Here is a 14,439-nt window from a genome sequence, read left to right on the forward strand (position 1 = left end):
GTGCTCCCGGCCAAAAAAGCGACAGAGGGCCTAAAGTCTGCGCGCGGTTGAACCGCGCGTTGTTTTTTGTTGCTTATAAAATGTTGATCTCAATAATAACTTTAGTTATTTAGGCTACGATGCAATGCAGGGTTGCCTGCGATTAAGCTGTTGGGTGCGGAATGGTTCGGGGGAGCCAGTATGATCAATATCGTTAAATTGCCATCGTCGCTGCTTTTGGCGATGATCATCTTTTGTGGCTTTATGATCGGTGATGGGCGTGACGCATTTGCGGCAACGACGACAATCCCCTGCACCAACCTCGCAGCAGCCAATGCACCGATCTCTCGTGTGTTCTACGACGACAGTGCCGGTACCTGCGTCGCAGTAAACGGTAGTGGCTCCAGCAATGATTCGCGCGACATCGTCTTCGAAGTCAACAACAACAACCTCGTAGACGAGCAATTCAAGATCGGAATCGGCAGTGGCAGCAACAATACAGCGCATAGCGGATGTAGCATGGGTGGTTTTAACGCCGCCGCTGGTACTGCTTGCCAAAGCGATCGCGCTGGTACTGATGAAACCGCGACGGTCACGATTGATGGGGAGAACGGGGCGACGATCCGGATGACCGTCAATTATGAGCTTACCGGATCAGGGGCAACAGGTACTGTGAACTTCAAAAGTGCATTGGTCACAATCACGACTGCTGATGCTGCGTCTTCGGGCACCTCGGCCGCGGCGCTGCGCGCGCTTCAAGGTTCGGCAACACGGGCGCAATCCGTGATACTCGGGCAGAATTTTGGGGCGCGGGTGGCCAATGCGACGACCGGTCGAGATCTCGGAACAGTGACAGATACCGCGGCACCGACACAGCAATTCGGTTTTGCTTCATCAAGCTTGCTTGATGATCCAATGGGCAGGAAAACGCGCACGGAGGGGACAACCCTAAGCGGGCTGGCGATGCTTGCGTCTTTCGATACGTCGCGTGTGCTTGCGGCGGCGCAAACCGCTGATAGTCCGACGGATGGGCCGGAACAACGGACGCTGCTGTCTCGCGAAAGTCCGATTACGATCTGGGGGCATGGGTCCTTTACCGATATCGAGAATACGCGCAACCGGACGGGCGATGACAGCCGTTATGACGGTAGCGTCTGGGGGTACAACCTCGGTGCGGACTATCGTTTTTCGCCCGCACTTGTGGCGGGTATGTCTGTCGGCTACGCTCAAACCGACATTACGACCACCTTTGATGGCGGCACGTATGACGAGGATACGTGGAACCTTTCGCCTTATGTGATCTATAGACCGTCGGACATGCTAAACTTCTCGGCTATTGGGGGGTATGCGTTCGGGGATGTTGCCAGAAGCCGCAATAGCACTGTGACGGGAAACACCGACAGCCAGACCTGGTATCTGCAGGTTGATGCACGCCAGACTTTCCAGCCGATTGCAGATCGCCCGTTTCGTGTGACGGGTGGGCTGGGGGCGTTGACGTCGCGCAATACGCTTGATGCCTACACCGAAAGTGACGGAAACCGGGTCGCGGAATCCTCGGTCAATACCGTTCAGTTAAAGCCGAATGCCGAGCTGGCTTATGATTTCCAGATAAGCGAGACGTCTCTGACGCCATATGTGAAGGCGGGCTATATCCACGATTTTGCTGACCAGACCAATGGTGATGCCGGGGCCTTTGACCTTGGCGGTGGTTTGCGGTTTGCCTCGGGCGGGACTGGTCTGTCGGGTTCAATCGAAGGCACGCGCATGGTCGGGCGTGATGATTACCGCGAATATACGCTGAGCGGTTTGGTTGCTTATGGCATTTCGTTTAGCGGTCGGGATGGAAGCTTTGCCGGAACTGCGTCGCCTTATGTACGCACCAGCCTGTCTGATAGTGGCACGCCTGAAATTTCCGCTGGCGCGACGCTGACGGATATTGATGAAAGATTTTCCAGCAAACTGAATGTCACCGGTGATCCGGCCACACGCAGAGCCAATATGCTGATCACTCTTGATCTGAAGTTCTGAAACTTGCGCAAAGTTATTGGTGTGGCGATCGATCAAGCATAAAAAAAGGGCCGGATAACCGGCCCTTTTTCTAATTGGCGTTTGGGGATCACATGAAATTACGGGGAATGGTTTTGTCCCATCGTTTTTCAAAGATCTGCTGACCATCTTCGTAGGCGATGACCCATGCACTGACAAACCAGTTGTCGCGATCACAGCTGAGTTCGGCATGGCAGTCCGTGCGCACTGACCAGTCATCGCGCTCAAGATCGCATGTCCACGCCGCTTCGCCGCGCATGCTGTTGGGATCAAGCGGATTGATCGTCCAAGTCTCGCTGCGCACTTCACGGGTCGAAAGCCGGGAGTCAGGATGTTCAAACAAGCCGGTATCTTCGTAAATCCGATAACGGGTTTCGTTTTGGGTCAGGTTGCGTTGAACGCTGCGGTCCGTTCGGCTTGGCTTATGTTCGATATAGGTCGGCAACGGATTGGGATTATCGGGTTGCTTAACATCTATCTTTTCGTGTTCACCCAAAAGCGGCAAATCAAATTGGATCGATGATGGCGCAATGGTCAGGCCGGCATCAAAGGGGGGCGGCAAGATCATCGGCCAATAGGATGTCGACAATGCCAGACGCATGCGATGCCCCGGTTTGAAGCGATAGCCACATGCATCAAGTGTCAGCGTAATGGTGACTTTTTTGCCGCGTGGCATCGGTTCAGGGTTGTCGTAATTGCCTGCGGGATCGCGATGCGCAAGGTTTAACACCCCAAATGAAACACGGTGTGCCGTTCCATCGGGATGCACATCGACCAGACGCGCACACAGATTGGACCAATCTGCATCGCATTCAAGATCAACTGTTAGAACCGGGCGGCCCAACAGGTCGACCTCGACATCAAGTGGAGCGGTTTCAAACACCAAGGACCCGGCATCATCCCCGCGTTGGTCAATGGCCATTTCAACGTCAGGCTTTAGGGTGAAATATTCCCCGGCAGCCGTGCCGGTATCGAGCGGTGACTTCAAATAGATATCGCCTGCGGGCATTTCATCGTCACCTGCTTCAAACGATAGCTTGCCGTCTGCGACATACATCGAACAGGTTTCAGGTGTGCTCCAGCTGTCTTTGGCAATCCAGAAGCCCGGATCAAAATTGCGGCGAGGTGCTGGTTTGATACCTTCAAGGATATAGGCGCGCATTTGCGGTAGGGCATCCGCGCCATTATCCTCGTCACGCAGCCATTTGTTCCACCACTTGATCGCTTCACCGGTAAAGTCAGCGCGCGGCTTGGGCCATGCGAAATGTGGATATTTGTGCACCCATGGGCCGATCAGTGCCTTGGAACGATCGGGCATGCCTTCAATGGCGCGTATAGGCGTATTGCGATAGCCATCCGCCCACCCGGCCAATACCATTGACGGGATTTTGACCGCGTCGAAATCTTCGCAGATTGACGCATGTTTCCAAAATTCATCACGGGTCTGATGGGACAGCCATTCCTCCATGAAGAAGGGTTCTTCTTCAAGGCGATGCAGCCACATTTTCCGCCAATCATCGCCGACCAATGCCGGGTCGGGTGTCCGCGATTGATAGGCCAGCATGGTTGCCGCCCACGAAAGCTGCACGGCCAGTTGGCAGCCATTTTTATAGTGAATGTCATCGTTATAGCGATCGACACTCGACGCAATTGAAATCACGGCCTTAAGTGCAGGGGGATTAAGGGCCGCAACCTGCAGGCAGTTAAATCCGCCCCATGAAATCCCCATCATGCCAACTGATCCGTTGCACCAGGGTTGGTCCGCAAGCCATGCAATCAGTTCGCAGGCATTGGCCAGTTCAAGTTCGGTATATTCACCATCAATCACGCCATCTGATTCACCCGATCCACGGATATCAATTCGGACACCGGCAATCCCGGCCTTGGCAAATTCGGGATATGTCGATTCATCGCGTGAACAGGTCCCATCGCCCTTGCGATAAGGCAGGAATTCGAAAACGGCTGGAACCGGATCGGTATCCGCACCATCGGGCATCCACATGCGCGCAGCAAGTCGGGTGCCATCATTTAAGGTGACGAAGGTGTTTTCAATAACGGTAAAATTACGTTCGGACATCGTGGGGCGTCCTTTGGGGCTTAAAATGTTGTCGTTCAGGGTGACTTATTAGAAAAGGCGGCCCGTTGGCATGGGCCGCCTTGTTATGCGTATTTGCGCCGGTTCATCAGTGACCAGCACTTTCCATTTTGCGCGTGGCAAGAACGTTTTCGAGCCAACCCAGTTTCATTTCCGGCACCGACTTCAACAAAAGGTCCGTGTAATCGTCAAATGGCGGGTTGAGCACTTCGGATCTTGGGCCGAAATCGACGAGCTTGCCTTGCAGCATTACTGCAACGGAATCGGCAATTGCGCGCACAATGGCGATGTCGTGGGTGATGAACAGATAGGACACCTGATAGTTCTTTTGCAGGCGCATCAGCAGATCCAAAATCCCCTCGGCCACCAGTGGGTCAAGGGCGGATGTTGGCTCATCACACAAGATCAATTCCGGTTTGGCTGCAAGCGCACGGGCAATCGCGACGCGCTGCTTTTGACCGCCGGAAAGCTCGGCTGGGTAGCGATCATAAAACTCCGCACCCATTTCGATCTCATCAAGCAATTCGATGACTTTTGCTTTGCGCTTAGCACCCCGCATGCCGAAATAAAATTGCAGGGGGCGACCAATGATTTGCCCCACGGTTTGGCGCGGATTCATTGCTGTATCAGCCATTTGATAAATCAACTGAATGCGGCGCAGATGATCGCGCGATCGTTTGTTTTGCCCTGCTGACAGTTCTTCATCACAAAAAGTAACCTTGCCTTCAAACGGTGGCAAAAGACCCGTGATGACACGTGCAAGCGTTGATTTGCCTGAACCAGATTCGCCGACAACCGCAAGGGTTTGCCCCCGCGGCACATGCAGCGATACGTCATGAAGAACCTGCACACCGTTGCCATAAGCCGCCGAAATGTTTTCGACCTTAAGCAAAGCATCGGTCTGGTCGCGGGCCTCGGCCAATTTGGTTTGACGGACATTGACCAGCGCCTTGGTATAATCTTGGCGCGGGTTTTCAATGATCTGCTGGACCGGGCCGTATTCAACCGTATCCCCATTGCGCAGGACCATGATGTCATCAGAAACCTGGGCGACAACGGCAAGGTCATGGGTGATGTAAAGTGCGGCTGTTCCGGTTTTCTCAATCGCGTTTTTGATCGCGGCCAGAACGTCAATCTGGGTGGTTACGTCCAGTGCCGTGGTTGGTTCGTCAAAGACAATAAGTTCCGGATTGGAACACAGTGCCATTGCCGTCATGGCGCGCTGAAGCTGACCACCAGAAACCTGATGGGGATAACGATCGCCAAAGTTGTGGGGATCAGGAAGGCCAAGAATCTCAAACAGGTAATCTGCCCGTTTGCGAGCCTCTTCGCGGGTCATCAGGCCATGCTCAAGCGAGCTTTCGATTACCTGATCGCCCAGCTTGTGCGCCGGGTTAAAGGATGCGGCGGCTGACTGGGCAACGTAACAAACACGTGCGCCCCGGATGCTGCGGATACCCTTTTTATTCATCGACAGGATGTCTTCGCCATCGAGTAAGACCTGCCCGCCGGTGATGCGTACACCACCTCGACCATAGGCAAGGGCGGCCAAGCCAATGGTCGATTTACCTGCGCCAGATTCGCCGATCAGGCCAAGAACCTTGCCCTTTTGCAGATCAAAGGAAACTCCGTGCACAATGTCGATATCCTGCGGTTCTTCGCCCGGTGGAAAGATGGTCGCGCCAATGCGCAGATCGCGTACCGATAAAAGATCAGACATCGCCGCGTCCTCCTTTTAGGCTGGACGTACGTTTAAGCAACCAGTCCACTACCATGTTCACACAGACAGCTAATGCGGCAATCGCCCCGCCCGGGATAAGGGCGGCTTGAATGCCGAAAATGATGCCGTCTTTGTTATCTTTAACCATGCCACCCCAGTCGGCTGCTGGCGGCTGAATGCCAAGTCCAAGGAACGACAGGGTCGACAGGAACAGGATCGAAAATGCGAAACGCAGGCCAAATTCTGCCAGCAAGGGCGAAAGCGCATTGGGCAGAATTTCGCGGAAAATGATCCACATCCGGCCTTCACCGCGCAGTTTGGCGGCTTCGACAAATTCCATCACAGCGATATCAAGTGCAACGGCACGGCCCAAACGATACACCCGCGTTGAATCCAAAATGGCCATCACCGCAATCAGGATGAAGATGTTTTGCGGCAGAACAGCTAAGACGACCAAGGCAAAGATCAATGTCGGGATCGACATCATCAAGTCGTTTAAACGCGACAACCCTTGGTCAATCGGGCCCCCGGAAACGGCGGCCGTGAAGCTTAGGAAGATGCCGATTGAAAAGGACAGGATCGATGCGGCAAGCGAGACAAACAAGGTTGTCTGTGCGCCGTAAATCAAACGCGACAACAAATCACGTCCAAGGTTGTCCGTGCCCAGGAGGTACAGGTCACTGGCTGGTTCCCAAACGCCCGCGACAATTTCGCGTTCGCCATACGGCGCGATAAGGGATGCAAAAACAGCACAGAAAAATGCAAACAGAATGCCCAGAATTCCGATCCAGGCGGTCAGCGGGATTTCACGTAATCTCATCGCGGGTGCCTCAGTCTCGGATTGGCGACAATGGCGACAAGGTCAGCCACCATGTTCAAAAGAATGTAAACCGCGGCAAAGATTAGGCCACAGGCCTGAACCACGGGCATGTCGCGTACCGTCACGGCATCGACCATATATTGCCCCATGCCGGGATAGACAAAGACCACCTCAACCACGACAACACCGACCACCAGATAGGCCAGGTTCAGGGCAACGACATTGACGATTGGTGCAATGGCGTTGGGCGCAGCATGTTTAATGATCGCCTTAAAGGCGCCAAGGCCTTTAAGCTCGGCGGTTTCCATGTAGGCCGATGACATCACACTGATGATGGCAGCACGTGTCATGCGCATCATGTGGGCCAAGACCACCATAACCAACGTCGCAGTTGGCAGGGCAATCGCCGCAAGGCGTTCGGTCCATGGCATGCCGTCATAGACAGTGGATGGGAACGTCGCGACCCCCATTTGCACAGCAAACACCACAATCAGCAAATAACCGATGAAAAATTCCGGCAACGAAATTGCCGCAAGCGAGATGATGTTAATGACCCGGTCCGGGATACGGTTGCGGAAATGAACGGCCACCATGCCTAGGCCAACCGCAAGCGGTACTGAAATTGCCGCTGCAAAAAATGCAAGAAATAGCGAGTTGCCAAGACGTTTGGTGATTTGTTCGGTTACCGGTGCGCCACTGGCCCAGCTATTGCCGAAGTCACCTTGAACAACCCCGCCCAGCCATTCGAAGTAACGGGTTGTGATTGGACGATCCAGGCCAAGGTCGGCCCGGATATTGGCAATTGCCTGTGGTGTGGCAGATTGGCCAAGATACGTTTGGGCAAAATCGCCCGGCAGGGCTTCGACCCCTGCGAAAATCAGGACTGAAACAGCCCAAAGCAACAACACACTCAAACCCAGCCGTTCAACGATAAGAACCGTTAAGGGATGGTTTTCTTTCAGTCTGTGTCGCGCGGCGTGCACGCCGGCCAAAGGGTTGGCCATAAACACATTCTCCTTTTAAGGGGCTGAGCGGAAATTCAAGACGGATGGGACTGCAAAGAACCTTCTTGGCAACCATCTGGAATTTTCGATCAGACCGTCGATCAATCGATTAATCAAACAGCACTTAAGGGATCACGGCAAAGCCGTGATCCCACATATCTTTAGACGGGATAATTCCCGATCAAAGCTTAGCTATTGAGCCACAGACGCGTTGCGACATAGCCGTTCGACATGTCGTTACCAATGTCCTGTACGAACCCAGAAACATTCGTCGTGGTTGCGTTCACAAAGTCGTTAAACATCGGCAGGATAAGACCGCCGGTATCGCGCACCATCAGTGCCATGTCGCGATACATTTCTTTACGTTTGTTCTGGTCAAGTTCCGCACGCGCTTCGAGCAGGATTTTGTCAAAGTCGGTGTTAAAGAAGCGGGTGTCGTTCCAGTCAGCAGACGACAGGTAGGCTGTCGAATACATCTGATCCTGGGTAGGACGACCACCCCAGTAAGAGGTGCTGAACGGTTTAACGTTCCAGACGTTTGACCAGTAACCATCACCTGGCTCGCGTTTGATTTCGATGTCGATCCCGGCTTTTTTCGCGGTTTCCTGGTACAGAACAGCTGCATCAACAGCACCCGGGAAGGCGACATCCGAGGTCCGCAGAAGAACCGAGCCGTCATGGCCGGATTTCTTAAAGTGGAACGCAGCTTTGTCGGGATCGTAGGTGCGCTGTTCGATGCCTTCTGGGAACAGGGCATAGGTTTCGTTGATCGGGAAGTCGTTACCGACTTTACCGTAACCACCGAGAATTTTTTCGACCATCGTTTCACGGTCCATCGCATATTTCAGCGCAAGACGCAGGTCGTTATTATCAAACGGTGCGGTATTGCAATGCATGATGAAGACATAGTGACCACGGCCAGACGTGGTCTGAATTTCAACATTCGGTGCACGCTTAAGAAGGTTCACGGTTTTCGGATCAACGCGATTGATAAAGTGAACCTGACCCGATGAAAGGGCTGCCATACGGGCGGTGGCATCGTTCATCACGATCATTTCAACAGAATCAACATAGCCACGGTCGCTGCGCCAGTCGTTTTCGTTTTTAACGAAGGTCGCACGAACACCGGCTTCGAAATTGTCAATCTTGAACGGCCCGGTACCGATACCGGCATTCGGATCATCAAAACCGCCGCCCGGCTGGATTACAAGGTGATAATCGCTCAGAAGCAGCGGAAGATCAGCGTTGCCTTCGGAAAGGGTGATGACAAGATCGCCGCCCTTGTTCTCAATACCTTTGATCGAGCCAAGAACGCCCAAGGCACCAGATTCTGATTTTTCATCGGTGTGACGTTGAAGGGTTTTGACAACGTCATCAATCGTCAGTTCCGCGCCGTCATGGAATTCCACACCTTTGCGGATTTTAAAGGTCCATACGGATGCGTCGGCATTTGGTTCCCACGATTCAGCAAGTGCAGGAACAGCAAGGCCGCTTGAGGGATGGGATTCAACCAGGGTATCGCCCCAGTTTCTGTTCATCGCAAAGGTAAACTGCGAAGACGATTTCGCCGGATCAATGACATCGGTTGAAGAACCGCCTTCAAGGCCAAGCTTCAGATGTCCGCCGCGCTTTGGCTCCTGCGCCATGGCGGATTTGCCATAAAGGCTGGTTGCGGCGGCAAGGGTCAGACCCGCAGCCATCGAACGACCGATAAATTCACGGCGGTTCATTTCATGGGCGCTAACGCGTGACGAAAAATACTTAATAGGATCAGTCATCCCAGTTCCTTCTCTGATGCTTTTGTCTTGCTGAATTTATGTGATGGTGTGGCTGCCTGCCCTGATCGTTTGTGTTGCTTATGAAAGCAGGCGTATGGAGCATGGTGCAGTTTTAAATCTGCGATACCGTGTCATGCCGCTGCTGGTGTGCAGCCGGTGATAACCCCCCATTTTTTGGCCACAAAATTAATCCCTGATGGGCATACGTACCAATCGTCGACGCTGACCAACGCGGTCAGATCATCGGGCACCTTAAACGCGGCGAAACAATAAAAGTTTCCGCGCAAGCGTCATAAGATGTGAAACCGATAGTGCGTAAATCGCGTGCATATTGACATGAGTGCTTATTATTCATCAACCCGGTGGCGGCACCTGCCAATAGGTTTTTGCATCTTAAAATAGTTTCATGGATATTTTTATCTTTAAAAAAGAGTATCGAAAGCCGATATAATTTTTACCGTTATTCCTTGTGCTACAAGGTGTTGTCGCGTTTTACGCCCGGCTTAAAAATCATTGAAACAAGAAGCGCTAAAAATTTTTCGTATTTTCGTATTTTGTATACATGAACTGCTCAGCCTCCTGACAAAAGTCAGCAGTACGGTCGAAAAAATAATCGATGATGCGATTCGGACCACCCGCCAAACTAAATGTTTTCGCTCATCAATTGTCGCTGTGAAACGACTTCAATGAATGCGCGAAGATAATTTTCAAAATATTTCGGCTTAATCATCATTGGACTTGGATCTTTGGAATTTTGCTTTATTTTCCGCGCGATGTTACCCTGCGAAAATTGGCTTAGTGACCGCAATTCATTGTGTATGTTGGTGCTATAAATAACGGAGGAATGTATGTATCAAAAGATACTCGTGCCTATCGATTTGGCCCACGCTGAGAAATTGGAAAAAGCAATTCAAACGGCTGTCGATCTAGCGTCGCATTATAAGGCGGAAATTTGTTTTCTGAGTGTGGGGAGTAACACGCCGTCGCAAGTGGCACACACACCCAAAGAATTTGAACAAAAGTTATCCGCCTTCGCAAAGGAACAGAGTGAGAAATCTGGCGTTGTTGCCAAAGCGTGTGCACACATTACGCACGATCCTTCAGTTGATCTAAGCAAGGCACTTGTTGCCAAAGCCGACGATCTTGAAGCTGATCTGATCGTGATGGCAACACATGTTCCGGGGATCGCAGATCACATTTTCACCTCGCATGGTGGATATGTTGCGTCGCACTCGGATCTTTCTGTGATGCTTGTGCGTTAGAGACACGCCTTATGACTGTTCGGCTAGGGGTAGCTGTGCATTTTATAACCTAGGGAGTTTTTTATGGGGTCAGAAGCTGACACGGGCATTGAAAGCCCGGATGGTGCGGCAAACCCGATCGATACAGATTATGAGATCGGGCAAGACAACATCCAAAAAGAAATTGGGCCGTTTGGCCTTGATGTGCACAATCCGGTCTTTTTGATTTCCGGTTTGTCGATCGTTGCATTCGTCTTTTTGACACTGGCCTTTCAGGAAAGCGTCGGGCCGATGTTTAACGATTTGCGTAATTGGCTGACATCAACGTTTGATTGGTTCTTCTTATCCGTTGCCAATGTCTTTGTTGTATTGTGCCTGTTTTTGATCGTTTCGCCGCTTGGCCGGGTGCGCCTTGGTGGTGCGGATGCCACTCCGGATTATTCATATTCCGGTTGGTTTGCGATGCTGTTTGCCGCAGGCATGGGCATTGGCTTGATGTTTTACGGCGTATCTGAGCCGATCTCGCACTACTCGTCTTCGTTTGGTGGGATGACATTTGGTGATGATGGTCTTCGAACCGACTGGGCGCCGCTTGGCGCAGCCGGCGGGAGCGAGGGCGCGGCCTTTGATCTTGGTATGGCTGCGACCATTTTCCACTGGGGTCTTCATCCGTGGGCAATCTATGCCACGGTTGCACTGGCCCTTGCGCTGTTTTCGTTTAACAAGGGTCTGCCACTGACCATGCGGTCGGTTTTTTATCCGATTTTTGGTGAGCGCGTTTGGGGCTGGACCGGCCACGTCATTGATATCTTGGCTGTGTTTGCAACCTTGTTTGGTTTGGCAACGTCGCTTGGGTTTGGTGCGGAGCAAGCCAATGCAGGTCTGAATTTCCTGTTTGGTATTCCTGTCAGTGATGTCTCGAAAGTCTTGCTGATTATTGGCATCACCGGGATTGCACTGATTTCCGTTTTGGCCGGGCTTGATGCCGGTGTTAAACGGTTGTCGGAAATCAACATGGTTCTGGCGGCATTGCTGTTGCTGTTTGTTGTGCTCGTTGGTCCGACAATGGACATTATCAAGGGCTTCTTCACCAGTTTGGTGGCGTATGTTGAATATCTTCCGGCATTGTCCAACCCAGTTGGACGTGTGGACGACAACTTCCGTCAGGGCTGGACGTCATTCTATTGGGCGTGGTGGATTTCTTGGTCACCGTTTGTCGGCATGTTCATCGCGCGCGTTTCGCGTGGGCGTACGGTCCGTGAATTCATTACCTGTGTGCTGATCATTCCGTCACTCGTCTGTGTCCTTTGGATGACGACATTTGGTGGTACGGCCGTGCACATGGTGCAAGAAGGTGTTTCTGCAATCGCCGAGGCAGGTCTACCGATTAAGCTGTTTACCATGCTTGAACAGATGCCATTGCAGTCGATTACGTCCTTCCTTGGGATTGTTCTTGTGATCGTTTTCTTTGTCACCTCGTCGGATTCCGGGTCACTTGTGATCGATACGATCACGGCTGGCGGTAAGGTTGATGCGCCGGTTCCACAGCGTGTCTTCTGGTGTACCTTTGAAGGCTTGGTTGCGATTGCGCTTCTTCTGGGTGGTGGTCTTGGATCGTTGCAGGCAATGGCCGTTTCAACAGGCTTCCCGTTTGCGATCGTGCTGTTGCTGGCGTGTTATTCGATCATTCAAGGGCTGCGTTCGGAACCCAAAGCCGTTGGTGCAAATTCCGAGGCCACCGACGACAACAACTGATCCCCGTTTCGGGACGTTGTGAACAAATGACATCATAAAAAAACGGGGCGCAAATTTGCGCCCCGTTTTGCTTTCTTGCCGCTTTAAGTCGCTATCGCGGTGGTGCCGTGGACGTTGGCTTATGGCCTAATCGGTTCAAATTTCAGGATGGCTTTCCCGTCCGTGTCATCCAAAACGAGCGTGCTATTATCTTTGTGCCAATGGGTTACTTTCGCCATTGCGTTGGTAAAGGCATCTTCAATCGCCATGGCGTCCTCGACGCACATCATCCGCGTCGAACCAAGCGGCGACAGGTCCAATTTACTGCCACTTTGCTTATACGTTCCAAAGTACCGGTTGCAGCCGGTTGATCCACTGACTTTGCCGCCTGTTGCAAAATTCACGCTGGCAAGAACCGGTGACATTGGGCGAAGCGTATGATCGCCGTCCGACACCATGGCAAGTTGCCATTCCTTGTCGGCCACGGCAGACCAATTTGTCGCAATGTCGTTCTGCGCATTTGGATTTGTCGTGTTGCAGGCTGCCAGTAACAAAGCACTTGCAACAGCAACGGAAGAAAGCATCATCGTTCTAACGGTGGGCATATTCATATTTCCCGTATTATATCGCTGTTCCGCGACGTCATTTTGGGCGCCACGGTTTGTTCTTGAGCGACAAGTGCCTGTCACAACTTTGCGGCAAGAATTTAGCACTGTGTCGAAAACGCTCAATTCGCCCCGTTAAACCCCGCATCAGAAAACACCTTTGCGCAAGATGGCTGCTTCTGGCTATTGTGTCGGTTCAGCGATACTGAAGCGTTCTTTGCGCGGCAGCCTGCCTTCGAACATCCATGCCCCCATGCCCAAGGCCACATCATTATGAAAATGTCCCTGTCTGATGCCCATGCGCTTATCAGCAATGCCCTGATCCGTTCCAAGGTCAGTAAAGAAAACGCACATTCGGTCGCGCATGCTTTGGTGACGGCTGAGGCATCCGGGCAGGGCGGGCATGGTTTTCGCCGTGTCGTTGCGTATTGCGCACAGGCGCGTGCGGGAAAAGTGGATGGTTTTGCGGTCCCGATACTGGAAAAGCCAACACCCGGCGTTTTGCGCATTGATGCACAATTTGGTTTTGCCTATCCGGCTTTGGATTTGATGGCGGCACATTTGCCCGACATGGCGCGCCGTCAGGGGATTGCGATCGCATCAATTCACAAATCCCACCACGCGGGGGTGATGGGCCTGACGGTTGAACGGCTGGCCGAAATGGGTTTGGCATCAATGATGTTTGCAAATGCCCCGTCGGCAATGGCTGCTTGGGGTGGACGCCGTCCGATGTTTGGCACCAATCCGATTGCCTTTGGGGTGCCGGTTGGTGATGCGGGTGACCCGATTGTTATTGATATGGCCCTGTCCAAGGTGGCGCGTGGTAAAATCATGGCAGCCAAACAAAAAGGTGCGGTCATTCCCGATGACTGGGCGCTTGATGCGGATGGCAATCCGACAACCGATCCGATTAAGGCCCTGGATGGCACAATGGTTCCTGCGGGCGGTGTAAAGGGCGCAGCACTTGCCATGATGGTGGAGCTTTTGGCGGCCGGTCTTACCGGGGCTCAATTCGGGCATCAGTCTTCGTCGCTGTTTGATGACAAAGGTAAGCCACCCGCGTTGGGGCAGATGATTATTGCGATTGATCCCCAAGCAACCGGTGGACCAAATGTTTCCGATCATTTGGCCGAGATTGCCAACGAGATTTCCGCCGAAGAAGGTGTCAGACTTCCGGGGCGGCGTGGAAAGATCGCAAGGCAACAAGCAGAGCTCGATGGACTTGATGTCGAAGACGACATCCTTAATGAAATTAATAAAATAGAATAATTTCGGGCGGTGGCGACGTTTTATAGTCATTCGACTATATTTTTCGCGTTCTGATATTATTTGTATTCATTTATTCTGAGTTGGGATGTTTTTTCATAAATCGTAATGTCGTATTTTTAATTTTAAACATGAATATTACGATTTTTCG

Annotated in this window: 10 protein-coding genes; 4 read left to right on the top strand and 6 right to left on the bottom strand. The window is 52.3% G+C overall.

Annotated elements, in window-relative coordinates; all coding sequences use genetic code 11:
- The first annotated feature begins 180 nt into the window (after nucleotides 1-180).
- Complete coding sequence (locus tag HCZ99_RS19615) at nucleotides 181-2,007, top strand: autotransporter outer membrane beta-barrel domain-containing protein (protein ID WP_167448729.1); 1,827 nt, start codon at nucleotides 181-183, stop codon at nucleotides 2,005-2,007.
- Between the two features lie 88 nt (nucleotides 2,008-2,095).
- Here the strand turns inward: HCZ99_RS19615 and HCZ99_RS19620 are convergent, their stop codons facing one another.
- The 5 genes from HCZ99_RS19620 to HCZ99_RS19640 all read right to left on the bottom strand — a co-directional run bounded on the left by HCZ99_RS19620 (nucleotide 2,096) and on the right by HCZ99_RS19640 (nucleotide 9,442).
- On the bottom strand, nucleotides 2,096-4,102 hold the full coding sequence (locus HCZ99_RS19620) for a CocE/NonD family hydrolase (RefSeq protein WP_167448730.1): 2,007 nt from the start codon (nucleotides 4,100-4,102) through the stop codon (nucleotides 2,096-2,098).
- A 106-nt stretch (nucleotides 4,103-4,208) separates the two neighbouring features.
- Nucleotides 4,209-5,840, bottom strand: a complete 1,632-nt coding sequence (locus tag HCZ99_RS19625; RefSeq protein WP_167448731.1) for an ABC transporter ATP-binding protein — start codon at nucleotides 5,838-5,840, stop codon at nucleotides 4,209-4,211.
- Nucleotides 5,833-6,660 (bottom strand): ABC transporter permease, encoded by an 828-nt coding sequence (locus HCZ99_RS19630; RefSeq protein ID WP_167448732.1) that lies wholly within the window; start codon nucleotides 6,658-6,660, stop codon nucleotides 5,833-5,835. The genes HCZ99_RS19625 and HCZ99_RS19630 overlap by 8 nt, the downstream gene beginning before the upstream one ends.
- Nucleotides 6,657-7,664 (bottom strand): ABC transporter permease, encoded by a 1,008-nt coding sequence (locus tag HCZ99_RS19635; RefSeq protein WP_167448733.1) that lies wholly within the window; start codon nucleotides 7,662-7,664, stop codon nucleotides 6,657-6,659. Before HCZ99_RS19635 ends, HCZ99_RS19630 begins: the two co-directional genes overlap by 4 nt.
- Before the next feature lie 188 nt (nucleotides 7,665-7,852).
- Nucleotides 7,853-9,442 carry an ABC transporter substrate-binding protein gene (locus tag HCZ99_RS19640; protein WP_167448734.1) on the bottom strand — a complete coding sequence of 530 codons (1,590 nt, stop codon included), beginning with the start codon at nucleotides 9,440-9,442 and terminating at the stop codon, nucleotides 7,853-7,855.
- 848 nt (nucleotides 9,443-10,290) lie between these two features.
- Here HCZ99_RS19640 and HCZ99_RS19645 point away from each other — a divergent pair.
- Complete coding sequence (locus tag HCZ99_RS19645) at nucleotides 10,291-10,704, top strand: universal stress protein (RefSeq protein ID WP_167448735.1); 414 nt, start codon at nucleotides 10,291-10,293, stop codon at nucleotides 10,702-10,704.
- Between the two features lie 63 nt (nucleotides 10,705-10,767).
- A complete protein-coding gene (locus HCZ99_RS19650) occupies nucleotides 10,768-12,438 on the top strand; it encodes a BCCT family transporter (protein WP_167448736.1) in 1,671 nt (556 codons plus the stop codon).
- Between the two features lie 119 nt (nucleotides 12,439-12,557).
- Here HCZ99_RS19650 and HCZ99_RS19655 read toward each other — a convergent pair whose 3' ends face one another.
- Nucleotides 12,558-13,022 (bottom strand): META domain-containing protein, encoded by a 465-nt coding sequence (locus tag HCZ99_RS19655; RefSeq protein ID WP_167448737.1) that lies wholly within the window; start codon nucleotides 13,020-13,022, stop codon nucleotides 12,558-12,560.
- Between the two features lie 273 nt (nucleotides 13,023-13,295).
- Here HCZ99_RS19655 and HCZ99_RS19660 point away from each other — a divergent pair, with 273 nt between their 5' ends.
- Nucleotides 13,296-14,291 carry an Ldh family oxidoreductase gene (locus HCZ99_RS19660; RefSeq protein ID WP_167448738.1) on the top strand — a complete coding sequence of 332 codons (996 nt, stop codon included), beginning with the start codon at nucleotides 13,296-13,298 and terminating at the stop codon, nucleotides 14,289-14,291.
- Nucleotides 14,292-14,439 lie beyond the last annotated feature (148 nt).

This window comes from Thalassospira lucentensis (assembly GCF_011806425.1).
Classification (GTDB): domain Bacteria; phylum Pseudomonadota; class Alphaproteobacteria; order Rhodospirillales; family Thalassospiraceae; genus Thalassospira; species Thalassospira lucentensis_B.

Bases quoted from the DNA above. Each gene is read 5' to 3' on its own strand.
- HCZ99_RS19615 (WP_167448729.1), top strand. From the start codon at position 181: ATGATCAATATCGTTAAATTGCCATCGTCGCTGCTTTTGGCGATGATC.
- HCZ99_RS19620 (WP_167448730.1), bottom strand. From the start codon at position 4,102: ATGTCCGAACGTAATTTTACCGTTATTGAAAACACCTTCGTCACCTTA.
- HCZ99_RS19625 (WP_167448731.1), bottom strand. From the start codon at position 5,840: ATGTCTGATCTTTTATCGGTACGCGATCTGCGCATTGGCGCGACCATC.
- HCZ99_RS19630 (WP_167448732.1), bottom strand. From the start codon at position 6,660: ATGAGATTACGTGAAATCCCGCTGACCGCCTGGATCGGAATTCTGGGC.
- HCZ99_RS19635 (WP_167448733.1), bottom strand. From the start codon at position 7,664: ATGGCCAACCCTTTGGCCGGCGTGCACGCCGCGCGACACAGACTGAAA.
- HCZ99_RS19640 (WP_167448734.1), bottom strand. From the start codon at position 9,442: ATGACTGATCCTATTAAGTATTTTTCGTCACGCGTTAGCGCCCATGAA.
- HCZ99_RS19645 (WP_167448735.1), top strand. From the start codon at position 10,291: ATGTATCAAAAGATACTCGTGCCTATCGATTTGGCCCACGCTGAGAAA.
- HCZ99_RS19650 (WP_167448736.1), top strand. From the start codon at position 10,768: ATGGGGTCAGAAGCTGACACGGGCATTGAAAGCCCGGATGGTGCGGCA.
- HCZ99_RS19655 (WP_167448737.1), bottom strand. From the start codon at position 13,022: ATGCCCACCGTTAGAACGATGATGCTTTCTTCCGTTGCTGTTGCAAGT.
- HCZ99_RS19660 (WP_167448738.1), top strand. From the start codon at position 13,296: ATGAAAATGTCCCTGTCTGATGCCCATGCGCTTATCAGCAATGCCCTG.